The sequence below is a fragment of the Intestinimonas sp. MSJ-38 genome, assembly GCF_018917925.1.
Lineage (GTDB): Bacteria > Bacillota > Clostridia > Oscillospirales > Butyricicoccaceae > Pseudobutyricicoccus.
The window spans coordinates 1-20,049 of sequence record NZ_JAHLPO010000023.1 but is presented as its reverse complement, the minus strand read 5'-3'; the positions used below and the strand labels follow the sequence as shown (position 1 = coordinate 20,049).

36 protein-coding genes are annotated in these 20,049 nt (G+C 56.5%); 33 read left to right on the top strand and 3 right to left on the bottom strand.

Features of this window, described 5'->3' with window-relative positions:
* The first annotated feature begins 61 nt into the window (after window positions 1-61).
* From rplC to rplQ, 31 genes are all read left to right on the top strand, one after another.
* Window positions 62-694 (top strand): 50S ribosomal protein L3, encoded by a 633-nt coding sequence (gene rplC, locus KQI26_RS12260; protein WP_118428459.1) that lies wholly within the window; start codon window positions 62-64, stop codon window positions 692-694.
* 24 nt (window positions 695-718) lie between these two features.
* A complete protein-coding gene (gene rplD / locus KQI26_RS12255; RefSeq protein ID WP_216504634.1) occupies window positions 719-1,342 on the top strand; it encodes a 50S ribosomal protein L4 in 624 nt (207 codons plus the stop codon).
* Window positions 1,342-1,635, top strand: a complete 294-nt coding sequence (gene rplW / locus KQI26_RS12250; RefSeq protein ID WP_118747542.1) for a 50S ribosomal protein L23 — start codon at window positions 1,342-1,344, stop codon at window positions 1,633-1,635. Before rplD ends, rplW begins: the two co-directional genes overlap by 1 nt.
* Before the next feature lie 88 nt (window positions 1,636-1,723).
* The gene (gene rplB, locus KQI26_RS12245; protein ID WP_118428456.1) at window positions 1,724-2,557 is read left to right on the top strand and encodes a 50S ribosomal protein L2; all 834 of its coding nucleotides are present in this window, start codon (window positions 1,724-1,726) and stop codon (window positions 2,555-2,557) included.
* 18 nt (window positions 2,558-2,575) lie between these two features.
* A complete protein-coding gene (rpsS, locus tag KQI26_RS12240) occupies window positions 2,576-2,857 on the top strand; it encodes a 30S ribosomal protein S19 (RefSeq protein ID WP_118428455.1) in 282 nt (93 codons plus the stop codon).
* Between the two features lie 19 nt (window positions 2,858-2,876).
* The gene (gene rplV / locus KQI26_RS12235) at window positions 2,877-3,212 is read left to right on the top strand and encodes a 50S ribosomal protein L22 (RefSeq protein ID WP_118428454.1); all 336 of its coding nucleotides are present in this window, start codon (window positions 2,877-2,879) and stop codon (window positions 3,210-3,212) included.
* A gap of 16 nt (window positions 3,213-3,228) precedes the next feature.
* Window positions 3,229-4,104 (top strand): 30S ribosomal protein S3, encoded by an 876-nt coding sequence (rpsC, locus tag KQI26_RS12230; RefSeq protein ID WP_216504633.1) that lies wholly within the window; start codon window positions 3,229-3,231, stop codon window positions 4,102-4,104.
* On the top strand, window positions 4,104-4,541 hold the full coding sequence (rplP, locus tag KQI26_RS12225) for a 50S ribosomal protein L16 (protein WP_118428452.1): 438 nt from the start codon (window positions 4,104-4,106) through the stop codon (window positions 4,539-4,541). The genes rpsC and rplP overlap by 1 nt, the downstream gene beginning before the upstream one ends.
* Window positions 4,541-4,741: a 50S ribosomal protein L29 gene (gene rpmC, locus KQI26_RS12220; RefSeq protein ID WP_118428474.1), complete on the top strand. Its 201-nt coding sequence runs from the start codon at window positions 4,541-4,543 to the stop codon at window positions 4,739-4,741. The genes rplP and rpmC overlap by 1 nt, the downstream gene beginning before the upstream one ends.
* Before the next feature lie 21 nt (window positions 4,742-4,762).
* A complete protein-coding gene (gene rpsQ / locus KQI26_RS12215) occupies window positions 4,763-5,020 on the top strand; it encodes a 30S ribosomal protein S17 (protein WP_118428451.1) in 258 nt (85 codons plus the stop codon).
* A gap of 12 nt (window positions 5,021-5,032) precedes the next feature.
* The gene (gene rplN / locus KQI26_RS12210; RefSeq protein WP_118428450.1) at window positions 5,033-5,401 is read left to right on the top strand and encodes a 50S ribosomal protein L14; all 369 of its coding nucleotides are present in this window, start codon (window positions 5,033-5,035) and stop codon (window positions 5,399-5,401) included.
* Between the two features lie 10 nt (window positions 5,402-5,411).
* A complete protein-coding gene (gene rplX / locus KQI26_RS12205) occupies window positions 5,412-5,729 on the top strand; it encodes a 50S ribosomal protein L24 (protein ID WP_118428449.1) in 318 nt (105 codons plus the stop codon).
* A gap of 18 nt (window positions 5,730-5,747) precedes the next feature.
* Window positions 5,748-6,314: a 50S ribosomal protein L5 gene (rplE, locus tag KQI26_RS12200; protein ID WP_118428448.1), complete on the top strand. Its 567-nt coding sequence runs from the start codon at window positions 5,748-5,750 to the stop codon at window positions 6,312-6,314.
* Between the two features lie 17 nt (window positions 6,315-6,331).
* Entirely contained in the window at window positions 6,332-6,517 is a 186-nt protein-coding gene (locus KQI26_RS12195; protein ID WP_118428447.1) for a type Z 30S ribosomal protein S14, read from the top strand.
* A gap of 106 nt (window positions 6,518-6,623) precedes the next feature.
* A complete protein-coding gene (gene rpsH / locus KQI26_RS12190; RefSeq protein WP_118428446.1) occupies window positions 6,624-7,016 on the top strand; it encodes a 30S ribosomal protein S8 in 393 nt (130 codons plus the stop codon).
* A gap of 16 nt (window positions 7,017-7,032) precedes the next feature.
* A complete protein-coding gene (rplF, locus tag KQI26_RS12185) occupies window positions 7,033-7,578 on the top strand; it encodes a 50S ribosomal protein L6 (protein WP_118428445.1) in 546 nt (181 codons plus the stop codon).
* A gap of 15 nt (window positions 7,579-7,593) precedes the next feature.
* Window positions 7,594-7,953, top strand: coding sequence for a 50S ribosomal protein L18 (rplR, locus tag KQI26_RS12180; RefSeq protein WP_118428444.1), 360 nt, complete (start codon window positions 7,594-7,596; stop codon window positions 7,951-7,953).
* A gap of 13 nt (window positions 7,954-7,966) precedes the next feature.
* A complete protein-coding gene (gene rpsE / locus KQI26_RS12175; protein ID WP_216504632.1) occupies window positions 7,967-8,470 on the top strand; it encodes a 30S ribosomal protein S5 in 504 nt (167 codons plus the stop codon).
* A 14-nt stretch (window positions 8,471-8,484) separates the two neighbouring features.
* On the top strand, window positions 8,485-8,667 hold the full coding sequence (locus tag KQI26_RS12170) for an uL30 family ribosomal protein (RefSeq protein ID WP_118428442.1): 183 nt from the start codon (window positions 8,485-8,487) through the stop codon (window positions 8,665-8,667).
* 12 nt (window positions 8,668-8,679) lie between these two features.
* Window positions 8,680-9,123 carry a 50S ribosomal protein L15 gene (gene rplO, locus KQI26_RS12165; RefSeq protein ID WP_118428441.1) on the top strand — a complete coding sequence of 148 codons (444 nt, stop codon included), beginning with the start codon at window positions 8,680-8,682 and terminating at the stop codon, window positions 9,121-9,123.
* Window positions 9,124-9,126: 3 nt separating this feature from the next.
* Window positions 9,127-10,407 carry a preprotein translocase subunit SecY gene (gene secY / locus KQI26_RS12160; RefSeq protein ID WP_216504631.1) on the top strand — a complete coding sequence of 427 codons (1,281 nt, stop codon included), beginning with the start codon at window positions 9,127-9,129 and terminating at the stop codon, window positions 10,405-10,407.
* Between the two features lie 35 nt (window positions 10,408-10,442).
* On the top strand, window positions 10,443-11,078 hold the full coding sequence (locus KQI26_RS12155; protein ID WP_216504630.1) for an adenylate kinase: 636 nt from the start codon (window positions 10,443-10,445) through the stop codon (window positions 11,076-11,078).
* Entirely contained in the window at window positions 11,075-11,827 is a 753-nt protein-coding gene (gene map, locus KQI26_RS12150; RefSeq protein WP_118428438.1) for a type I methionyl aminopeptidase, read from the top strand. The genes KQI26_RS12155 and map overlap by 4 nt, the downstream gene beginning before the upstream one ends.
* A 1-nt stretch (window position 11,828) precedes the next feature.
* Entirely contained in the window at window positions 11,829-12,110 is a 282-nt protein-coding gene (locus tag KQI26_RS12145) for a hypothetical protein (protein WP_118747547.1), read from the top strand.
* Window positions 12,111-12,128: 18 nt separating this feature from the next.
* Window positions 12,129-12,347, top strand: a complete 219-nt coding sequence (gene infA, locus KQI26_RS12140) for a translation initiation factor IF-1 (RefSeq protein WP_118428436.1) — start codon at window positions 12,129-12,131, stop codon at window positions 12,345-12,347.
* A gap of 49 nt (window positions 12,348-12,396) precedes the next feature.
* Complete coding sequence (rpmJ, locus tag KQI26_RS12135; protein ID WP_118428435.1) at window positions 12,397-12,510, top strand: 50S ribosomal protein L36; 114 nt, start codon at window positions 12,397-12,399, stop codon at window positions 12,508-12,510.
* A gap of 26 nt (window positions 12,511-12,536) precedes the next feature.
* Window positions 12,537-12,905, top strand: a complete 369-nt coding sequence (rpsM, locus tag KQI26_RS12130) for a 30S ribosomal protein S13 (protein ID WP_118428434.1) — start codon at window positions 12,537-12,539, stop codon at window positions 12,903-12,905.
* A gap of 15 nt (window positions 12,906-12,920) precedes the next feature.
* On the top strand, window positions 12,921-13,325 hold the full coding sequence (rpsK, locus tag KQI26_RS12125) for a 30S ribosomal protein S11 (protein ID WP_118428433.1): 405 nt from the start codon (window positions 12,921-12,923) through the stop codon (window positions 13,323-13,325).
* Between the two features lie 18 nt (window positions 13,326-13,343).
* Window positions 13,344-13,973: a 30S ribosomal protein S4 gene (gene rpsD, locus KQI26_RS12120; RefSeq protein ID WP_204750024.1), complete on the top strand. Its 630-nt coding sequence runs from the start codon at window positions 13,344-13,346 to the stop codon at window positions 13,971-13,973.
* Between the two features lie 55 nt (window positions 13,974-14,028).
* Complete coding sequence (locus KQI26_RS12115) at window positions 14,029-14,979, top strand: DNA-directed RNA polymerase subunit alpha (protein ID WP_118747549.1); 951 nt, start codon at window positions 14,029-14,031, stop codon at window positions 14,977-14,979.
* A 98-nt stretch (window positions 14,980-15,077) separates the two neighbouring features.
* A complete protein-coding gene (rplQ, locus tag KQI26_RS12110) occupies window positions 15,078-15,419 on the top strand; it encodes a 50S ribosomal protein L17 (RefSeq protein WP_118428430.1) in 342 nt (113 codons plus the stop codon).
* A 114-nt stretch (window positions 15,420-15,533) separates the two neighbouring features.
* Here the strand turns inward: rplQ and KQI26_RS12105 are convergent, their stop codons facing one another.
* On the bottom strand, window positions 15,534-16,406 hold the full coding sequence (locus tag KQI26_RS12105) for a carbon-nitrogen hydrolase family protein (RefSeq protein ID WP_216504629.1): 873 nt from the start codon (window positions 16,404-16,406) through the stop codon (window positions 15,534-15,536).
* Window positions 16,407-16,520: 114 nt separating this feature from the next.
* Between KQI26_RS12105 and KQI26_RS12100 the strand changes: the two genes are divergently transcribed.
* Window positions 16,521-16,922, top strand: a complete 402-nt coding sequence (locus tag KQI26_RS12100; protein ID WP_216504628.1) for a cytidine deaminase — start codon at window positions 16,521-16,523, stop codon at window positions 16,920-16,922.
* 45 nt (window positions 16,923-16,967) lie between these two features.
* On the opposite strand, the gene KQI26_RS12095 is transcribed toward KQI26_RS12100, so the two are convergent.
* Entirely contained in the window at window positions 16,968-17,519 is a 552-nt protein-coding gene (locus tag KQI26_RS12095; protein ID WP_118748541.1) for a hypothetical protein, read from the bottom strand.
* 30 nt (window positions 17,520-17,549) lie between these two features.
* On the bottom strand, window positions 17,550-19,274 hold the full coding sequence (locus tag KQI26_RS12090) for a phospho-sugar mutase (protein ID WP_216504627.1): 1,725 nt from the start codon (window positions 19,272-19,274) through the stop codon (window positions 17,550-17,552).
* A 155-nt stretch (window positions 19,275-19,429) separates the two neighbouring features.
* Here KQI26_RS12090 and KQI26_RS12085 point away from each other — a divergent pair, with 155 nt between their 5' ends.
* Window positions 19,430-19,900: a methylglyoxal synthase gene (locus tag KQI26_RS12085; protein WP_118748543.1), complete on the top strand. Its 471-nt coding sequence runs from the start codon at window positions 19,430-19,432 to the stop codon at window positions 19,898-19,900.
* Window positions 19,901-20,049 lie beyond the last annotated feature (149 nt).

The following is a 20,049-nucleotide window of genomic DNA, read 5'->3' as shown; positions in this document are numbered from 1 at the left end:
GCGGGAGGGTCAAGTTAAGGGCAGGACCCCCTTAACCAATAACCTGTAAGGAGGAAATACAATGCAGAAAGCCATCATTGGCAAGAAGGTCGGCATGACGCAGATCTTCGATGAAACCGGCAAGGTCATCCCTGTCACTGTCATCGAAGCCGGCCCCTGCACCGTTGTGCAGAAAAAGACTGTGGACAAAGAAGGCTTCGATTCCATCCAGCTGGGCTTTTCCGATGTCCAGGAGAAGAAGCTGACCAAGGCTGAAGCCGGTCACCTGAAAAAGGCTGGTGTCAGCATGAAGAAATACCTGAAAGAGTTCCGTCTGGACGATATCTCTTCTTACAATGTGGGCGATATCGTTTACGCCGATGTGTTCGCCGAAGGCGACAAGGTGGATGTCACTGGCATCAGCAAAGGTAAGGGCTACGCCGGTATCATCAAGCGCTGGAACGCCCATTCCCAGGAACACACCCACGGCGTGGGCCCTGTGCACCGCTCCGTCGGCTCCATGGGCGCCAACACCGATCCTTCCCGGGTCTTCCCCGGCAAGAAGATGGCCGGTCACCTGGGTTGCGAGCAGGTTACCATCCAGAACCTGGACATCGCCAAGGTGGACAAGGAACTGAACCTCATCGCCATCCGCGGCGCAGTCCCCGGCCCCAAGGGCGGCATCGTGTTCATCAAGAACACCGTCAAGGCGTAAGGTCGAGGGAAGGAGGAAGAGACAATGGCTAAAACAAATGTTTACGATATGAGCGGCAAGGTCGTGGGCGAGATCGAGCTCAACGACGCTGTGTTCGGCATCGAGCCTAACACCGCCGTCATGCACGAGGCCGTGAAGAACTACCTGGCCAACCAGCGTCAGGGCACGCAGAGCACCCTGACCCGGGCCGAAGTTCGCGGCGGTGGCCGCAAGCCCTGGCGCCAGAAGGGCACCGGTCGGGCCCGTCAGGGTTCCACCCGCGCTCCTCAGTGGATCCACGGCGGTATCGCCCTGGGCCCCAAGCCCCGGGATTACGGCTATCATATGAATAAGAAGTCCCGCCAGCTGGCCATCAAGAGCGCCCTGAGCGCCAAGGCGGCCGCCGGCAACATCATGGTCATCGAGAACCTGGATCTGAGCGAAGTGAAGACCAAGAACTTCGTCAAGTTCCTCAGCGATGTGGGCGCCGCCGGCAAGTCCCTGGTGGTCACTCCTGAAGTGCGCCGGAATGTGGTGCTCTCCGCCCGGAATATCCCCGGCGTGCGTACCACCATCTCCAGCATCATCAGCGTCTATGACATCCTGCGGGCCGACAAGTTCATCGTCGACAAAGCCGCGGTGGCCAAGATCGAGGAGGTATACGCATAATGAAAACTGCATACGACGTGATCCTCCGCCCGGTCATCACCGAAAAGAGCATGGCTGGCATCGCCGACAAGAAGTATGTCTTTGAGGTGGCCACCGATTCCAACAAGGTGGAGATCCGCAAGGCGATCGAGGAGATCTTCAAGGTAAAGGTCCTGAGCGTCAACACCATCAATGTTCGGGGCAAGGAAAAGAGAGTGGGCGTCCACACCGGCTGCACTGCGAAAAAGAAGAAGGCCATTGTGCGTCTGACCGAAGATTCCAAGGGCATTGAGATCTTCGAGGGCATGTTCTAAAAAAGAACGGCCTGGGGAACATTTCCCCCTCTGAATGTATGCCGCTTATGGCGGCGCAAAGCAAAAAGACAATAAGGAGTGAAACACAGTGGCTATCAAGACCTTCAACCCGACGACTCCGTCCAGAAGAAACATGACGGTGATCGACTACTCGGGCCTGAGCAAGGTTAAGCCGGAAAAGAGCCTCCTGGAGACTCTGAAGAAGAATTCCGGCCGTAACAGCTATGGCAGAATCACTGTTCGTCACCGCGGTGGCGGCAACAAGAAAAAATACAGAATCATCGACTTCAAGCGGGACAAGATGGACATGGCTGCCACCGTCCTGACTCTGGAATACGATCCCAACCGCAGCGCCAACATCGCCCTCGTGGAATATGAGGACAAAGAGCGCCGCTACATCATCGCTCCCAACGGCCTGAAAGTGGGCGATGTGGTCTATTCCTCCGCTAACGCCGATATCAAGCCGGGCAACTGCCTGCCCATCGCCAACATCCCCCTGGGTACCATCATCCACAACATCGAGCTGTATCCCGGCCGCGGCGCCCAGCTGGTGCGCTCCGCTGGCGGCGCTGCTCAGCTGATGGCCAAAGAGGGCGAAGCTGCTCAGGTTCGTCTGCCTTCCGGCGAAGTGCGGTATATCCGCATGAACTGCAAGGCCACCATCGGCCAGGTTGGCAACATCGATTATGAGAATGTTCAGATCGGTAAGGCTGGCCGTACCCGCCATAAGGGCTTCCGTCCCACCGTGCGCGGTTCGGTCATGAACCCCTGCGACCACCCCCACGGCGGCGGCGAAGGCAAGAGCCCCATCGGTCGTCCCAGCCCGGTTACTCCCTGGGGCAAGCCCACTATGGGTTACAAGACCCGTAAGACTAAGAACCGCACTGACAAGCAGATCGTCAGACGCCGCAACGGCAAATAAAGAAAGGAGACACAACTTATGGGCAGAAGCGTTAAGAAGGGCCCCTTTGTGGCTCCCGAGCTGATCAAAAGGGTCAACGAAATGAATAAGACTGGCGAGAAGAGAGTGCTCAAGACCTGGTCCAGAGCCTCCACCATCTTCCCCCAGTTCGTCGGGCACACCATTGCTGTCCATGACGGCAGAAAGCATGTGCCTGTGTATATCACAGAAGACATGGTCGGCCACAAGTTGGGCGAGTTTGCTCCCACCCGGACCTATCGGGGCCATGCGGGCAGCAAAACATCCAACAACGGCAAATAAGCCTTAGGAGGAAAGACAGATGGAAGCAAGAGCTTATTTGAAGCACGTCCGCATCTCCCCCCGGAAGGTCAAGATCGTTTGCGACCTGATCCGCGGTAAGGATGTCGGGGTTGCCGCTGCCATTTTGATGAACACTCCCAAGGCAGCCTGCGAACCCATGCTGAAGCTGCTCCGGAGTGCAGCAGCCAACGCTGAAAACAACCACAACATGAACACCGATCTGCTGTATGTGGATCAGGTCTTCGTTTGCCCCGGCCCCGTGATGAAGCGGGTTCGTCCCCGCGCTCAGGGCAGAGCGTTCCGCATCCTCAAAAGGACATCGCACATCACGATCGTCCTGAAAGAAAAAGAATAAGGTCAGGAGGTTAGTTATGGGCCAGAAAGTCAATCCCCACGGTCTTCGCGTGGGTGTCATCAAGGGTTGGGACTCCCGCTGGTATGCCAAAGACAACGCCTTCGGCGACCTGTTGGTAGAAGACTATAACATCAGAAAGTTCCTGAAGAAGAAGCTGTATGCTGCCGGTGTTCCTCAGATCGAGATCGAGCGCAACAGCAAGAATGTGAAGATCATCATCCATTGCGCCCGTCCCGGCATCATCGTGGGCAAGGGCGGCGCTGAGATCGAAAAGCTCCGCGTCGAGCTGGAGAAGATGATCGGCAAGCGCGTCAACATCAGCATCGTGGAAGTGAGAAGCCCCGACCTGAACGCTCAGCTGGTGGCCGAGAACATCGCCGCTCAGCTGGAGAAGCGCATCTCCTTCCGTCGGGCCATGAAGCAGTCCATCGGCCGGGCCATGAAGCTGGGCGCCAAGGGTATCAAGGTGTGCGTGTCCGGCCGTCTGGGCGGCGCTGAAATCGCCCGTACCGAGCACTATCACGAGGGCACCATTCCCCTGCAGACCCTGCGGGCCGACATCGATTACGGCTTTGCGGAAGCCAACACCACCTACGGCCGCATCGGCGTGAAGGTTTGGCTGTACAAGGGCGAGATCCTCACCGGCGGTCCTCGGACCACCGAAGTGGAAGCTCCCCGTCGTGACCGCCGCGACCGTCGGGATCGCCGGGATGGCGACCGCCGGGGCGGTGATCGCCGCAACTACAACAACAATCGGGGCTATAACAACCGCAGCCAGGGCGGCTATAACCGTCAGGGCGGTTACAACAACAATCGCGGCCAGGGCGGCTACAACCGTCAGGGCGGCGCTTCGGCCCCCAGAGCTCCCAAAACGGAAGGAGGCGCCCAGTAATGCTTCTGCCTAAGAGAGTAAAATACCGCAGAGTGCACAGAGGCCGTATGAAGGGCAAGGCCACCAGAGGCAACTTTGTCTCCAATGGCGATTTCGGCCTGATGGCGACTGAGCCCGCCTGGATCACCAGCAACCAGATCGAGGCCGCTCGTATTGCCATGACCCGTTATATCAAGAGAGGCGGTCAGGTGTGGATCAAGATCTTCCCCGACAAGCCTGTGACAGAGAAACCCGCCGAGACCCGAATGGGTTCCGGTAAGGGCTCCCCGGAATACTGGGTTGCCGTGGTCAAGCCCGGCAGAGTGATGTTCGAGATCGGCGGCGTCAGCGAGGAAGTGGCTCGTGAGGCCATGCGCCTGGCTGGCTATAAGCTGCCCGTCAAGACAAAGTTTGTGAAGCGCGCGGACTTTGATGAGAAAACAGGTGGTGAAGTATGATGAAGGCAAATGAGATCCGTGAGCTGTCGGCCGAAGAGCTCAACGCAAAGCTCGGCGATCTGAAAAAAGATCTCTTTAATCTCAGACTTCAGCACGCTATCAACCAGTTGGATAACCCCAACAAGATCGCCGAAGTCAAAAGAGATATCGCGAAAGTCAAGACCATCATCCGCGAGCGCGAGCTTGCGGCCCGGTCCTAAGCGGTAAAGGAGGTAACGCAGGTGAGCGAGAGAGCTTTCCGCAAGACGAGGGTCGGCAAGGTCGTCTCCGATAAAATGGATAAGACCATCGTTGTTGCGATCGAAGACAGAGTGCAGCATCCGCTGTATAAGAAGTTCATCAACAGAACATATAAGCTGAAAGCCCATGACGAGAAGAACGAAGCTGGCGTGGGCGACCGCGTGAAGGTCATGGAAACAAGACCCCTGTCCCGGGACAAGAGATGGCGTCTTGTTGAGATCATTGAGAAAGCGAAGTAAGGAGGGTTTGCCGTGGTACAGCAGGAATCTTATCTGCGCGTTGCGGATAACACCGGCGCGAAAGAACTGAAATGCATCCGTGTTCTCGGCGGCTCTACCCGCAGATACGGTAACATCGGCGACGTGATCGTCGCTTCCGTCCGCAAGGCAGCTCCCGGCGGCATGGTGAAGAAGGGCGATGTGGTTCGCGCTGTCATCGTGCGCACCAAGAAGGGCCTGCGCCGTCAGGACGGTTCTTACATCCGCTTCGATGAGAATGCGGCTGTAATCATCAAGGAAGACAAAAACCCCAGAGGAACCCGTATTTTCGGGCCCGTGGCCAGAGAACTGCGCGAGAAGGATTATATGAAGATCCTCTCCCTGGCTCCGGAAGTACTGTAAGGAGGACGCTATGAATACACTCAATGTGAAAAAGGGCGATACCGTCATAGTGCTTTCCGGCAAAGATAAGGGCAAGAAGGGCAAGGTCCTTTCCACCCATCCCGCCGCTGGCAAAGTGGTGGTGGAAGGCGTCAACTTCGCCACAAAGCATGTGAAACCCCGCAAGCAGGGCGATCCCTCCGGCATCATGAAGCAGGAGACCCCCATCCGCGCTTGCAAGGTGATGCGCGTTTGCCCCAAGTGCGATAAGCCTACCAGAGTCAAACATCAGATTCTTGCCTCCGGCGAGAAGGTCAGAGTCTGCGCAAAATGCGGCGAGACCATATAACGGGAGGAGGAAGAGACAATGGCTAATATCGCTGAGGAAAAGTATGTGCCCCGGCTGAAGGCAAAGTACCAGAGCGAAATCGCTCCGGCCCTGATGAAGAAATTCGCCTACAAGAGCCCCATGCAGATCCCCAAGCTGGATAAGATCACAGTGAATGTTGGCTGCGGCGAAGCCCGCGACAACTCCAAGGCTCTGGACGCTGTGTGCAACGATCTGGCTAAGATCACCGGTCAGAAGGCCCTGGTCACCAAGGCTAAGAAGTCTGTGGCTAACTTCAAACTGCGTGAAGGCATGCCCATCGGTGCCAAAGTCACCCTGCGTGGCGACCGCATGTGGGAGTTCCTGGATCGGTTCTTCAATGTGGCTCTGCCCCGTGTCCGCGACTTCCGCGGCATCAATGCCAACGGCTTCGACGGCCATGGCAACTATGCTGTGGGTGTGAAAGAGCAGCTGATCTTCCCGGAGATCGAGTATGACAAGATCGACAAGATCCGCGGCATGGACATCGTGTTCACCACAACCGCACAGAACGATGAAGAGGCAAGAGAGCTGCTCACACTGCTTGGCGCTCCCTTCGCCAGATAAGAGGGAGGATTGTTGGCATGGCTAAAAAGTCTATGGTTTTGAAGCAGCAGCGCGGCAGCAAGTTTTCCACCAGAAACTACAACAGATGCAAGATCTGCGGCCGCCCTCATGCCTATCTGCGCAACTATGGCATCTGCCGTATCTGCTTCCGTGAGCTGGCCTACAAGGGCCAGATCCCTGGCGTGCGCAAGGCCAGCTGGTAAAAACGAGGGGTAACCCCCGTTTGTATGTGAAAGGGGCCTTATGGCCCCGCCCAAAGAAAAGTGGAGATGGCAAGCCAATCTCTAACTTCTGCAAGGAGGATAATAAATGGTTATTACAGACCCTATTGCCGATATGCTGACGCGTATCCGCAACGCCACATCCGCCCGCCACAGCACTGTGGATGTGCCCACCTCGGGCATGAAGCGGGCCATCGCCCAGATCCTGCTGGACGAAGGCTACATCAAGGCCTTCGAACTGGTGGATGACGGCGCCCAGGGCATGATTCATATCACGCTGAAAAGCAACAAGGAAAAAGCGATCTGCGGCCTGCGCCGCGTGTCCAAGCCCGGCCTGCGCGTCTATGCCGGCGCCGACGAGCTGCCCCGCGTGCTCAAGGGCCTGGGTATTGCGATCGTTTCCACATCCAAGGGCATCATGACCGACAAGAAAGCTCGCGAGCTGAATGTCGGCGGCGAAGTCCTGGCATTTGTCTGGTAAGGGAGGATAACGGAATATGTCCAGAATTGGTAAACTGCCCGTTAGCATCCCCGCCGGTGTCACCGTGGATGTCAAGGGCAATGTGGTGCATGTGAAGGGCCCCAAAGGGGAACTGACACAGGAAATGCACAAGGATATGCTGATCGCTGTGGAAGATGGCCATGTGGTTGTCAAGCGCCCCAGCGAGGCTAAGCTGCACAAGTCGCTCCATGGCCTGACCCGCACCCTGATCGCCAACATGGTGGAAGGTGTGGAAAAGGGCTACAGCAAGGAGCTGGAAGTCAACGGCGTTGGTTATCGTGTTGCCAAGCAGGGTAAGCAGCTGGTGATGAACCTGGGTTATTCTCATCAGGTGATCATGGACGAGATCCCCGGTATCACCATCGATGTACCTGCCCCCAACAAGATCATCATCTCTGGCCCCAACAAGCAGATGGTTGGCCAGTTCGCCGCTGAAGTGCGGGAAAAGAGACCGCCCGAACCCTATAAGGGCAAAGGCATCAAATATGCTACCGAGGTCGTGCGCCGCAAGGAAGGCAAGGCCGGCGGTAAGAAGAAATAAGGGGGGTGCGCATCAATGGTTAAGAAGATCGACAAGAACGCTCAGCGCCTGAAGCGGCACAAGAGAGTGCGCGCCAACATTTCCGGCACCGCCGAGAGACCCCGCCTGGATGTGTTCCGCAGTGCGAACCACATCTATGCACAGGTCATCGATGATGCCAACGGTGTCACTCTTGTTTCTGCCTCCTCCACCGAAAAGGACTTTGGTTCTTACGGCGGCAACAAGGAAGCGGCCAGAAAGGTCGGCCAGATCGTGGCCGAGCGCGCAAAAGCCAAGGGGATCAGCGTCGTGGTGTTCGACCGCGGCGGCTACCTCTACCACGGCCGCGTCAAAGAACTCGCAGAGGGCGCCCGCGAGGGCGGACTCCAGTTTTAATGGGAGGTAGAATATGGCTCGTATGATAGATGCAAGCACATTGGAGCTGCAGGAGAAAGTTGTCTCCCTGAACCGTGTTTCCAAAACCGTAAAGGGCGGCCGTATCTTCAAGTTCGCGGCTCTGGTTGTGGTTGGTGACCAGAACGGTATCGTGGGCTACGGCCTGGGCAAGGCTTCCGAAGTGCCCGATGCCATCCGCAAGGGCATCGAAGATGCCAAAAAGAACCTCGTCCGCATCTCCCTGGAGGGCACAACCATCCCCCACGAGGTGCTGGGCACCTTCGGCGCCGGCAAGGTGCTGATGAAGCCCGCCGCTCCCGGTACCGGCGTGATCGCTGGCGGCGCTGTTCGTGCCGTTGTGGAAATGGCCGGCATCAAAGACATCCGCACCAAGAGTCTGCGGAGCAACAACCCGCAGAATGTCGTGGCCGCCACCATGGAAGGCCTGAAGTCGCTCCGGGATGCGGAACAGGTGGCTGCTGCCCGTGGAATCTCCACCGAGCAGCTGGCGAAATAAGGAGGGGAATCTGAATGGATAATCTGAAGATCACTCTCAAAAAGAGTCTGTCCGGCAGACTGCAGAAGCATATCGCCACAGCCAACTCCCTGGGCCTCAAGCGCCCCGGGGATGTGACTGTGCAGCCCAATAACGCTCAGACACAGGGAAAGATCGCCCTCATCGGCTACCTGCTCTCTGTGGAGACCTGCGAATAGGAGGTGCGCCCCATGAAATTGCATGAACTCTCTCCGGCGCCCGGCTCCAACCAGGAGCCCAAGCGCAAGGGCCGGGGCATCGGCACCGGCAACGGCAAGACTGCCGGCCGGGGTCATAAAGGCCAGTGGGCCAGAAGCGGCGGCGGCGTGCGCCCCGGGTTTGAAGGCGGCCAGATGCCGCTGGCCCGGCGTCTGCCTAAGCGCGGCTTCAACAACAAGGTGTTTGCCAAGCATTATGCCGAAGTGAATGTGGCAGCCCTCAACGCCTTTGAAGACGGCGAGACCATCTGTGTGGTGGCCATGCTGGAAAAGGGCCTGATCGGCAAAGCCTGCGACGGCGTGAAAGTGCTGGGCAACGGCGAACTGAAAAAGAAGCTGACCGTCAAGGCCGCCGGCTTCAGCAAATCCGCCAAGGAGAAGATCGAAGCAGCCGGAGGCAAGGCGGAGGTGGTCTAAGCCATGATAGAAACCATTAAAAATGCGTGGAAGATTCCTGATCTGCGGCGGAAGCTGCTGTTCGTGGTCTTTGCGCTGGTGATCTTTCGTTTTGGCTATGCCATTTATGTGCCTTATGTAGATACCAAGGCTCTGGCCGATGTGTTCAAACAGTACAGCGACACCCTGCTGGGCTATTTCAACACTCTGTCCGGCGGCGGCTTTTCTCAAGCCTCCATCTTTGCCCTGTCGGTATATCCCTATATCAACTCTTCCATCATCATGCAGCTTCTGCAGGTGGCCATCCCGGCCCTGGAGCGCATGGTGAAGGACGGCGGTGAGGAAGGCCGGAAAAAGCTGGCTTCCATCACCCGTTATGTGACCATCGCCCTGTCTTTGCTCATGGGCTGGACCTATTATATTATGCTGCGCACCAGCGGCGTTCTGACCCGCACCGATCTGTGGAGTGCCATCGTTATCATCCTGACCTTCACAGCCGGTTCCAGCTTCATCATGTGGCTGGGCGAGCAGATCAACTCCAAAGGTGTGGGCAACGGCATTTCCCTCATCCTGTTCGCTTCCATCGTTTCCCGCGGTCCTTCCGCGGTGATGAGCATCATCAACGGTCTGAAGAGCGGCAGCATGAATGTGATTTCGGTCATCGTCATTTTGGTGGTGGCCGTGGCCATGATCGCCTTTATCGTGTTCATCACAAACGCCGAGCGGCGCATCCCCATCCAGTATGCCAAGCGGATGGTGGGCCGTAAGATGTACGGCGGTCAGTCCACCCATCTGCCTATGAAGGTGAATATGTCCGGCGTGATGCCCGTCATCTTCGCTTCTTCCATCGTCACCTTCCCGGGCACCATCATCCAGTTCCTCAATCCGGAGGAAGGCTCCTTCTGGAGCAATTTCGGCAAGGCCTTCAGCCAGGGCAGTCTGGCCTATATCATCGTCTATGCCTTGCTCATCGTGGGCTTTGCATATTTCTACGCCACCATTCAGTTCAACCCCATCGAGGTCAGCAACAACCTCAAGCGCAATGGCGGCTTTATCCCCGGCTTCCGTCCGGGCAAACCCACCACCGATTTCATTGCCAAAGTGCTGGGTAAGATCACCCTCATGGGCGCTCTGTTCCTGGGCATCGTGGCCATCCTGCCTCTGATCATGAGTAACATCAAGGGTCTGGGCGGTCTGGCCATCGGCGGCACTTCGGTGCTGATCCTGGTGGGCGTCGCGCTGGAAACTGTCAAGCAGGTCGAAGCGCAGATGCTCATGCGTCACTACAAGGGCTTCCTTGAATAAAACGCGTCCCTTTATGGGACAGTGGAGGCTTTGAAATGAAACTTGTGATTCTCGGGGCGCCTGGCGCCGGAAAGGGGACCCAGGCCGGCCTGCTGGCAGACCGGCTGGGAATCCCCACCATCTCCACCGGCAATCTGCTCCGCGCTGCCATGCAGCAGGGAACAGAGTTGGGGAAACAGGTGAAAGAGGCCATGGATGCCGGTAAACTGGTATCCGATGAGCTGATCATCCAGCTGGTGAAGGAGCGTCTGGGTCAGGAGGACTGTAAAAACGGTTATCTCCTGGACGGCTTCCCCCGCACGCTGGCTCAGGCCAAGGCACTGAGCGGCTTTGCGAAGATCGACGGTGCGCTGTCCATCGAGGTCAGCGATTCGGAGATCGAGCATCGCATGGAAGGCCGGCGCATTTGTTCCAAATGCCAGGCCACCTACCATGTGGAAGACAATCCGCCCAAAGTCGAAGGGGTTTGCGACAAATGCGGCGGTCAGCTGGTCATCCGCAAGGATGATACCCACGATGTGGTGGAAAACCGGCTGCACATCTACCATGAGGAAACCGAACCCGTGAAGGAATATTACCGTCAGAAAGGCCTTTTGCTGGCGGTACGCGGACAGAAAAAGCTGGCGAATACCACGCAGTTGGTGTTCGACGCGTTGGGGATATCCTTATGATCACCATCAAATCCAAACACGAACTGAAAATCATGCAAAAGGCGGGACAGATCAGCAAGGCGGCACTCCTCGCCGCCGGCGATCTGGTCGCGCCGGGTGTTACCACCCGCCAGCTGGACGAAGCAGCCCGCAGAGTGATCGAGAAGGCTGGGGCCAAACCCGCCTTTCTGGGTTACGGCGGCTTTCCCGCCACCATCTGCTGCTCGATCAACGATGAAGTGATCCATGGCATCCCGGGTGACCGGGTGATCCAGGAGGGCGACATCGTCAGCATCGATACGGGTGCGATCTATGAGGGCTATTACGGAGACAACGCCGCCACTTTCGGGGCGGGGAAGATCTCGGAAGAAGCCCAGAAGCTGATCGATGTAACACGGCAGAGCTTCTATGAAGGTATCAAATTTGCCCGGAAAGGGCAAAGAATCTCCGATATTTCCCATGCCATCGGCGCTTACTGCGAAGCAAGAGGCTATGGCGTGGTGCGGGAGTTTGTGGGCCACGGCATCGGGACAAAGATGCACGAGGCACCGGAGATCCCCAATTTTGGGGCGCCGGGCCACGGTCCGCGGTTGATGCCCGGGATGACCCTGGCCATTGAGCCCATGATCAACATGGGCACATGGAAGGTGAAGGTGCTCCCCGACGGCTGGACGGTCAAGACATTGGACGGCAGCCTGTCGGCCCATTACGAGAACACCGTTCTCATCACTGAGGGCGAGCCGATCATACTGACTTCTGTGGGAGACTGAAATGGCCCCGGATATGGAAAAATCGGACATTGTGCTGTCGCAGCAGGGCCGGGACAAAGGCCGGCTGCTGATGGTGCTTGATACAGATGCCGAATATCTGCTGCTGGCCGATGGCCGGCGCCGCAGAGTCGAACGCCCCAAGCGCAAGAAAATACGCCATGTGTCCTTTGTGGCCAAAAGCCGCAGCGAAGAGGGCCGGCGGCTGCGTCAGGGCGAAAAATTGTCAAACAGTGAAGTCCGCAGGGCGCTGCGTCAAGAAGAGGCGCCCACCAATGCAGAATAACCGAGGAGGTAATTTCGTTTGGCAAAAGAAGATATGATCGAAGTGGAAGGTACCGTTATAGAGGCGTTGCCAAATGCTATGTTCCAGGTGGAGCTGGCCAACGGACACAAGGTGTTGGCTCACATCTCGGGCAAGCTGAGGATGAACTTCATCAAGATCCTGCCGGGCGATAAGGTCACCCTGGAGATGTCCCCCTACGATCTCTCCCGGGGCAGGATCACATGGCGGTTCAAATAAGGGAAGCTTTCTCCCATCATTTGCCGCTGAGACAGGAGGTATACAGATTATGAAAGTGAAACCGTCGGTTAAACCCATCTGTGAAAAGTGCAAGATCATCCGCAGAAAGGGCCGCGTCATGGTCATCTGCGAGAACCCCAAACACAAACAGAGACAGGGCTGATAAATACACAGGAGGTGCTGAAATAAATGGCTCGTATTGCCGGTGTTGACCTTCCCCGCGAAAAAAGAGTGGAGATCGGACTGACTTACATCTTTGGAATCGGCCGCTCCCTTTCCAATGAAATCCTGGAGAAGACCGGTGTGAATCCTGACACCAGAGTCAAGGATCTCACCGATGACGAAGTGGCCAAGCTGCGTGACATCATCGAGCACAGCTATCAGGTCGAAGGCGACCTGCGCCGCGAAAACGCAATGAACATCAAACGGCTGGTGGAAATCGGTTCCTATCGTGGCGTCCGCCACAGAAAGGGCCTGCCTGTGAGAGGGCAGCGCACCAAGACCAATGCCAGAACACGCAAAGGTCCCAAAAAGACCATCGCCAACAAGAAGAAGTAAGGAGGGGCGAGACGAATGGCTAAAGCACAAGCTGCGAAGAAGGGCGCGACTAAGAAGCGCCGCGAACGCAAGAATATCGAAAAGGGTGCGGCCCATATCCGCGCCTCTTTCAACAACACCATTGTGACCATCACCGATCTGGGCGGCAACGCCCTGTCTTGGGCTTCCTCCGGCGGCCTCGGCTTCCGGGGTTCCAGAAAGTCCACTCCCTTTGCTGCTCAGACAGCAGCAGAGACAGCTGCCAAGGCTGCTATGGAGCATGGTCTGAAGACCGTTGAGGTCTATGTGAAGGGTCCTGGTTCCGGCCGTGAAGCCGCCATCCGTGCCCTGCAGGCCGCTGGTCTGGAAGTCACCATGATCAAGGATGTGACTCCCATTCCTCACAACGGCTGCCGCCCGCCCAAGAGAAGAAGAGTTTAATCGGAGGTGTTTTGATCAATGGCGAGATATACAGACGCAACCTGCCGCATTTGCCGCAGAGAGGGCGAGAAACTCTTTCTGAAGGGCGACAGATGTTATAGCGATAAGTGCGCTCTGGCCCGCCGGGCCTATGCCCCCGGCCAGCACGGCCAGGGCCGTAACCGGAAGCTGAGCGAGTATGGCATGCAGCTGCGGGAGAAGCAGAAGGCCAGAAAGTACTATGGCATCCTGGAAGGTCAGTTCGAGGGCTATTTCGAGCTGGCTACCAAGAAGCAGGGCATGACCGGTGAGAACCTGCTGAAGATCCTGGAAAGCCGTCTGGACAATGTGGTCTATCGCGCTGGCTTTGCTATGAGCCGTCCCGAAGCCCGTCAGCTGGTGAAGCATTCCCATTTCACTGTCAATGGCAAGAAGGTCAACATTCCTTCCTATCTGCTCAAGGCCGGCGATGTGGTCGCCATCCGTGAGAAGAGCATGAGCCTGGATAAGTTCAAGGCTGTCATTGAGGCCAACAGCTCCAAGCCTGCTCTGAACTGGCTGAGCGTTGACCGGGCCAAGGGTACCGCTACCGTTGTGAACCTGCCCAACCGGGACGAGATCGATCTGCCCGTGCAGGAACACCTGATCGTGGAATTGTACTCCAAATAACCCGAACCCTCATTGACAATCACACAGGCAACTTTAACGATAGGAGGGTATTCTGATGATAGCGATTGAAAAGCCCCGCATTGAGTGCGCCGATTCTCTGGAGGATGGTTCCTACGGCAAATTCGTCGTGGAGCCTCTGGAGCGGGGGTATGGCACCACCCTCGGCAACTCGCTCCGCCGTATATTGCTCTCCTCGCTGCCCGGCACAGCCGTGACCACCATCAAGATCGATGGGGTGCAGCATGAGTTTTCCACGATCCCGGGCGTCAAAGAAGATGTGACAGAGATCGTTTTGAATGTGAAAGGCATTATCGCCAAGCTGCACAGCGAAGGCGAAAAGACCGTTTACATCGAAAGTTCCAACCCGGGGCTGGTGACAGCCGGTGATATCCGCTGCGACAGCGATGTGGAGATCCTCAACCCGGATCATCCCATCTGCACGCTGATGCCCGACGCCAAATTCACCATGGAGCTGACCCTCAATCACGGCCGCGGCTATGCCCTGGCCGAGCGCAATAAGCCCGCCCAGCCGGTGATCGGCCTGATCCCGGTGGATTCCCTCTATACTCCCGTCTATAAGGTCAATTATGTGGTGGAAAACGCCCGCGTAGGCGATATGACCGACTATGACCGCCTGACACTGGAAGTATGGACTGACCGGACCATTGCCGCCCGGGACACGGTTTCGCTGGCTGCCAAGATCCTCACAGACCATCTGAGCCTGTTTGTGGATCTCTCCGATGAGATCGGCAGCAAGACAACGGTGGTGGAAAAGAGCGAAACCACCCAGGATAAAGTGCTGGAGATGACCATTGAAGAGCTGGATCTGTCGGTCCGTTCCTTCAACTGTCTCAAGCGCGCCGGCATCAACACCGTTGCCGACCTGATCAATACTTCGGAAGAAGATATGATGAAAGTGCGCAACCTGGGCCGCAAGTCCCTGGAAGAGGTCATCAAAAAGCTGGATGATATGGGCCTGAAGCTCAGCTCCAGCGACAACAACTGATCGTCAGCTCCGGCATCGGGGCTCAAGGCCCCGATGTCGGGAGACCGCCCCCTCCAGAGCCTCGGGCTTTGGGGCGGAGCATATAAGGAGGTAAAATTATGCCAGGAACCCGCAAACTCGGCAGACCCACCGACCACCGCAAGGCGATGCTGCGCGCCATGGTCACCTATCTGCTGGAGAACGGAAAGATCGAGACCACCGTCACTCGCGCCAAAGAGGTGAGACCTCTGGCCGAAAAGATGATCACACTGGGCAAGAAGAACACTCTGGCTGCCAAGCGCCAGGCTTTTGCCTTTATCACTAAGGAAGCCGTCGTCAAGAAGACCTTTGACGAAATCGCTCCCAAATATCAGGACCGCAACGGCGGTTATGTGCGCATCACCCGCATCGGGCCCAGAAGAGGCGACGGCGCGGAGATGGCCATTATCGAGCTGATCTGATTCTTTTAGCAGAAAAGCCAGGAAGGGATTGTCCCGAGCATGATGCCATCGGGACAATCCCTTATTTTATGTTCCCAAACAAAAAGGACGCTTTCATGTGAAAGCGTCTTTTCTTTATCGCCGGGCGTCTTTCCGCACAAAGGGCGGAGAAACCTTGGGGGAGGTAAGGGCTTGGTATAGATTGGGACGGCGGTAGGCGTTGCCGTGTACTTCGCTTTCCCGGTATTGGCGCATCTGATCCAAGGGGAAGGGGGCCAGATAAATGCCTTCGCCTTCTCCGGCCTCCAGCACCAGGGTGTCCCGGCCCTCTATCTGACCATTTTCCTCCAGATAGGCCATGCCGTCAAAGGCGGTGGAATGACCGTTGCAGTCCGGATGCCCCATGGGATAGTTGACTGTGGCGATGCCCAGCATATTTTCATAGGCCCGGCCCCGCAGCTGGGAAATGCGGTTGATCTCCATGGGGCAGGCATTGGGGGTCAGAATGATTTCTGCACCGCCCAGCATCAAAAGCCGAGCGCTTTCGGGAAACTCCCGGTCATAGCAGATCATGCATCCCACTTGCACGGGGTCTTTGGGGGTTTCCAGGGTGGTCACGGGAAAAGAATCCCCCGGAGTCAGGGCATATTCGTCTTCGAAATCACAGGTGTGCACTTTGGCATAATCCAGAACCCTCTGGCCCTGGAAGTCAAAGAGGGCAAAACTGTTGCGGGGAAGGGGAGAAAACTCCTCCAGGTAGGTGATGCCGATGGCCATGGAAAGCTCTTTGGCTAAGCCCTGAAAGGCCTGGAGAAAGGGGTGGTCTTTGGGGATGGCCGGTCCATCTCCCTGGGGAGGAAACTGGTATCCGGTGCTCCACATCTCAGGGAAGAGAGCCACATCGGCCCCCATGCTCCGGGCTTTCCGGCAGGCAAAGAGGCCCTTTTCCAGGTTTCCTTCCAATGTGCCAGTGGGCAGAAGCTGAAGCAGTGCAACGACAAGTTCCATGGGCTTTTCCTCCTTTTTTATGTTTTGATGGTATCATTTTTTTCCTGGGGTTCAATACACTCTTTTCCGTGGAAGAAAAGAATGGTATACTGAACAAAAGGAGGGAGAAACAAAATGAAGATCGATTTCTCTTTGCTCTATGAAAAGGCCCGTGAGGCGGCGGGACATCGGGTTTTGACCACTTATACCGAGGCTGGCAGCGTGGGGGCAGCCATCCTGACCAAAAGCGGGAAGATCTATACCGGTGTCAATATTGATACGGCCTGTTCCATGGGATTTTGTGCTGAGCATGCGGCGGCGGCCGCCATGGTGACCGCCGGAGAATGTGAGATCGTCGCTGTGGCAGCGGTGGACGACAAAGGGGATGTGGTACCTCCCTGCGGAAGATGCCGTCAGTTTTTGGTACAGCTGGGGCCGGAAAATGAAAAGGCCCAGGTGCTGGTGGAAAAAGACAAAGTGATGCGTTTGGAAGAACTGCTGCCCTACGATTGGCGGAAAATTCGTCCCAGAGATTAAAAAAACGGAGGACCCAAAGGGTTCTCCGTTTTTTGTAGGATGCAATTATTTTTCACTGACCAGCAGGTTGTAAGTGGTGAAGTACCACTGTCCGCCGATCTGGGTCACATAGGTGGAGCCGGTCATGGTTTTGCTGCCGTCATCCCCGGTGATCTTCACATCAAAGTCCACCAGGTTGACAGTGGCCGCCTTGGGGAAATCATCCTGTACCGACTTCAGTTTTTCCGATCCGGCATTTTCACTTTGGTTGATGGTCACTTCCACCTGGAGATTTTCACCCAATTCCTCCTGCATCTGCTGGCGGTAGGACAGATAGATGCTGCTGCTGACGCCGCCCATGGTGCTCACTTGCTCAAAAGCATCCCGCAGCTCTTCCGGCATACAGGAAGAAAGCTCATTCAAATCGCCGGCGTACAGGTTGTAATAGTATTTTTGCAGCAATTTCTGGGGGTTAGACTGTTCTCCCCGCACAGAGGGAAGGATCAGGAAGATCACAGCGGCGGCCACCAGCAGAAGAATGACCAAAAGCGGGATCAGAAATACCCATTTGGAATGTTTTTTCTCTGGCTCTTTGGCTTGGACAGTAATTTTGCGCATAAATAACCACCTTTTCTAAGGCCGCCGGGATCATGCGGGGGCCTGATCTGTGTTCAAAAGCAGGGGCACGGCCTGACGCAGCGAAGTCAGCTGTTCCATAGCCTGGGCCCGGCTGTGGCTGTGAGCCAGCAGATAGTATTTGATCTTGGGTTCGGTGCCCGAAGGGCGAATGGCCAAAGCGGCTCCGCCTACCAGTTCATAGTATACCATATCAGCGCCCCGGAGGGAAAGGGGTTTTGTTTCATTTTCCGTCAAAGAATGACAAAGTCCGCTTTTGTAATCCCGCCAGCAGGCCACCGGCAAAGAGCCAAGATGCCGGGGCGGATGCTGTCGCAGCTGCTGCATGGTCTGGGCCATGCGGGCCTGGGCATCTTCACCGGAAAAGGACAGAGAGATGGCATCTTCCAGATAGCAGCCAAAGGCGGCGAAAAGCTGCCCCAGCCGATCCAGGGGCGATTGTCCCTTGGCCAGGAAACAGGCGGCCAGGTGGCAGAAGGCCAAGGCGGCGGCCAGGCCGTCTTTGTCCCGGCAGTGAGAGCCGATCATGCAGCCGATAGCCTCTTCAAAGGCAATGATGCACCGGCCTTTTCCTTCCTGCTCCAGCTGGCAGGCCAGAGGAGCCATGTTTTTAAAACCGGTGAAAGTGTCGATGCACTGGGCGCCGTGGCTGTGGGCAATGGCCGCGGCCAGCTTGGTGGTGACGATGCTTTTGATCACCAGCGGCGGAAGGGGAGAGGCTTGGTGATCCTCCAAGGCAGAAAGGAGAAAATCCGTAAGAAGGGAACCGGCCTGGTGGCCGGACAGGCTGTGGTATTCTCCTTGGTGCAGCACCTGGAAGGCTACCCGGTCGGCGTCAGGATCGGTGGCGATGATCAGGTGGGCGCCGATGCGACGGGCTTCTTCCAGGGCCAGGTGAAAGGTCTCCGGGTTTTCCGGGTTGGGGGCCGGTGCTGTGGGAAAAGTGCCGTCCGGCTCCATTTGGGAAGAGACGCAGTGCAAATCGGTAAACCCCTGTTCTTTCAGCAGCCGGGGAAGAAGCAGACTGCCCACTCCATGAAGGGGTGTATAGACGATGCGCAGCCGGGCCCGATCCTCCGGCAGAGAAACGGGGGGGATGTCTTGGATCAAAGCATCCAGGTAGGCATTGTCGGTTTCCTTTTCCAAGGGGATGACCAAAGAAGCATCCCCTTCCGGCAGAGCACAGGGCAAGGAGATGCGGGCCATTTCCTGGCTGACACCGGCACATTCTTCGTCGGTGAGCTGGGCCCCGGTATGGGAATACAGCTTACATCCGTTATATGCCTTTGTATTATGACTAGATGTAATATTCATTCCACCGGCGGCGCCGGTGTGGATGACGGCAAAGGAAAGTTCCGGTGTGGGGCGAGGCTCGGTGAAAAAGTGTACCGGGATGCCCAGGGAAGTGAAGGCCTGCTGGGCGGCCTGAGCCAGTTCAGGGCTGCTCAGGCGGCAGTCCCGGCACAGGCAGATTCCTTTTTGCCGAACTTCTTCCCCTTGGGAGGATAGGAGAAAGTGGCCGAAGGCCAGGGCGGCCTGGGTGATGGTAAAGCGGTTGACTCCGCCAGGCCCCAGGGCGGCAATTCCCCTGAGTCCGGCAGTGCCGAAGGAAAGGGCAGACTGAAATGTGGGGCTAAGAGTCTCTGGAGAAGAACTCGAGAGGGTATTTTTTTCATTCTGGGAAAGAAAAGGGCTTTGGAGCCACTGATCCAGGGCTGTTTTCCAGTTTTCCATCATCACAATGACCTCCTGAAAAAGGGGATGTTGTGCTTTTATCATACCATGTTCCGGAAAAAAGAGCCAGGCGTCAAAAAAACTTTACGGGAAATTGCTTTTCAAAGGAAGGAAAAGCAGGTAAAATAAGGGTGGAATAATAAATGGAGTGAAGAAAAATGAAAGTAACACAGTATATTACAGTGGATATGGGGCTGGGGAAGCGGATCGCCCTGGTGGCCCATGACAACATGAAACAGGAAATGATCGATTGGGCCACAGAGCATCGCCAGGAGCTTTCTCAGCATACCTTGTGCGGCACCGGCACCACCGCCGGGCTGGTCAGCCGGGCCACCGGCCTGACGGTCACCGGCTATCGCAGCGGCCCCCTGGGAGGCGATATGCAGCTGGGAAGCCGGATCACCGAAGGGGAGATCGATCTGATGGTCTTTTTCTGGGACCCGCTGACTCAGCAGCCCCACGACCCGGATGTGAAAGCCCTTCTGCGCATTGCCGCTTTGTATAATATCCCGGTGGCTACCAACCGGGCCACCGCCGATTTCCTCTTGTCCTCTCCGCTGATGCACGAGACATACCCCCGGCGACTGATGGACTTTTCCCAGCATATGCAGGCCCGGATCGGAGACTGAACAAAAACAGCCCTTCCTTTTTGCACAAAGTGAAGTAGTCAATAGTTAGTAGACACAAAATTTCTTATGCCACCAGTTCTGTTCTATATGGGACTGGTGGTTTTCCTTTTAGTTTGCGGACGGGTCGTTCATTGTTGAAATAATAGATT

Bases quoted from the DNA above. Each gene is read 5' to 3' on its own strand.
- rpsM (WP_118428434.1), top strand. From the start codon at position 12,537: ATGGCTCGTATTGCCGGTGTTGACCTTCCCCGCGAAAAAAGAGTGGAG.
- rpsS (WP_118428455.1), top strand. From the start codon at position 2,576: ATGGGCAGAAGCGTTAAGAAGGGCCCCTTTGTGGCTCCCGAGCTGATC.
- rplX (WP_118428449.1), top strand. From the start codon at position 5,412: ATGAATACACTCAATGTGAAAAAGGGCGATACCGTCATAGTGCTTTCC.
- rplW (WP_118747542.1), top strand. From the start codon at position 1,342: ATGAAAACTGCATACGACGTGATCCTCCGCCCGGTCATCACCGAAAAG.
- rpsH (WP_118428446.1), top strand. From the start codon at position 6,624: ATGGTTATTACAGACCCTATTGCCGATATGCTGACGCGTATCCGCAAC.
- rpmC (WP_118428474.1), top strand. From the start codon at position 4,541: ATGAAGGCAAATGAGATCCGTGAGCTGTCGGCCGAAGAGCTCAACGCA.
- KQI26_RS12155 (WP_216504630.1), top strand. From the start codon at position 10,443: ATGAAACTTGTGATTCTCGGGGCGCCTGGCGCCGGAAAGGGGACCCAG.
- rplP (WP_118428452.1), top strand. From the start codon at position 4,104: ATGCTTCTGCCTAAGAGAGTAAAATACCGCAGAGTGCACAGAGGCCGT.
- rplD (WP_216504634.1), top strand. From the start codon at position 719: ATGGCTAAAACAAATGTTTACGATATGAGCGGCAAGGTCGTGGGCGAG.
- rpsK (WP_118428433.1), top strand. From the start codon at position 12,921: ATGGCTAAAGCACAAGCTGCGAAGAAGGGCGCGACTAAGAAGCGCCGC.
- secY (WP_216504631.1), top strand. From the start codon at position 9,127: ATGATAGAAACCATTAAAAATGCGTGGAAGATTCCTGATCTGCGGCGG.
- rpsC (WP_216504633.1), top strand. From the start codon at position 3,229: ATGGGCCAGAAAGTCAATCCCCACGGTCTTCGCGTGGGTGTCATCAAG.
- KQI26_RS12085 (WP_118748543.1), top strand. From the start codon at position 19,430: ATGAAAGTAACACAGTATATTACAGTGGATATGGGGCTGGGGAAGCGG.
- KQI26_RS12145 (WP_118747547.1), top strand. From the start codon at position 11,829: ATGGCCCCGGATATGGAAAAATCGGACATTGTGCTGTCGCAGCAGGGC.
- rplV (WP_118428454.1), top strand. From the start codon at position 2,877: ATGGAAGCAAGAGCTTATTTGAAGCACGTCCGCATCTCCCCCCGGAAG.
- rplO (WP_118428441.1), top strand. From the start codon at position 8,680: ATGAAATTGCATGAACTCTCTCCGGCGCCCGGCTCCAACCAGGAGCCC.
- rpsE (WP_216504632.1), top strand. From the start codon at position 7,967: ATGGCTCGTATGATAGATGCAAGCACATTGGAGCTGCAGGAGAAAGTT.
- map (WP_118428438.1), top strand. From the start codon at position 11,075: ATGATCACCATCAAATCCAAACACGAACTGAAAATCATGCAAAAGGCG.
- rpsD (WP_204750024.1), top strand. From the start codon at position 13,344: ATGGCGAGATATACAGACGCAACCTGCCGCATTTGCCGCAGAGAGGGC.
- KQI26_RS12100 (WP_216504628.1), top strand. From the start codon at position 16,521: ATGAAGATCGATTTCTCTTTGCTCTATGAAAAGGCCCGTGAGGCGGCG.
- KQI26_RS12105 (WP_216504629.1), bottom strand. From the start codon at position 16,406: ATGGAACTTGTCGTTGCACTGCTTCAGCTTCTGCCCACTGGCACATTG.
- rplF (WP_118428445.1), top strand. From the start codon at position 7,033: ATGTCCAGAATTGGTAAACTGCCCGTTAGCATCCCCGCCGGTGTCACC.
- rpmJ (WP_118428435.1), top strand. From the start codon at position 12,397: ATGAAAGTGAAACCGTCGGTTAAACCCATCTGTGAAAAGTGCAAGATC.
- rplQ (WP_118428430.1), top strand. From the start codon at position 15,078: ATGCCAGGAACCCGCAAACTCGGCAGACCCACCGACCACCGCAAGGCG.
- KQI26_RS12170 (WP_118428442.1), top strand. From the start codon at position 8,485: ATGGATAATCTGAAGATCACTCTCAAAAAGAGTCTGTCCGGCAGACTG.
- rplR (WP_118428444.1), top strand. From the start codon at position 7,594: ATGGTTAAGAAGATCGACAAGAACGCTCAGCGCCTGAAGCGGCACAAG.
- KQI26_RS12095 (WP_118748541.1), bottom strand. From the start codon at position 17,519: ATGCGCAAAATTACTGTCCAAGCCAAAGAGCCAGAGAAAAAACATTCC.
- KQI26_RS12195 (WP_118428447.1), top strand. From the start codon at position 6,332: ATGGCTAAAAAGTCTATGGTTTTGAAGCAGCAGCGCGGCAGCAAGTTT.
- KQI26_RS12115 (WP_118747549.1), top strand. From the start codon at position 14,029: ATGATAGCGATTGAAAAGCCCCGCATTGAGTGCGCCGATTCTCTGGAG.
- rplC (WP_118428459.1), top strand. From the start codon at position 62: ATGCAGAAAGCCATCATTGGCAAGAAGGTCGGCATGACGCAGATCTTC.
- rplE (WP_118428448.1), top strand. From the start codon at position 5,748: ATGGCTAATATCGCTGAGGAAAAGTATGTGCCCCGGCTGAAGGCAAAG.
- KQI26_RS12090 (WP_216504627.1), bottom strand. From the start codon at position 19,274: ATGATGGAAAACTGGAAAACAGCCCTGGATCAGTGGCTCCAAAGCCCT.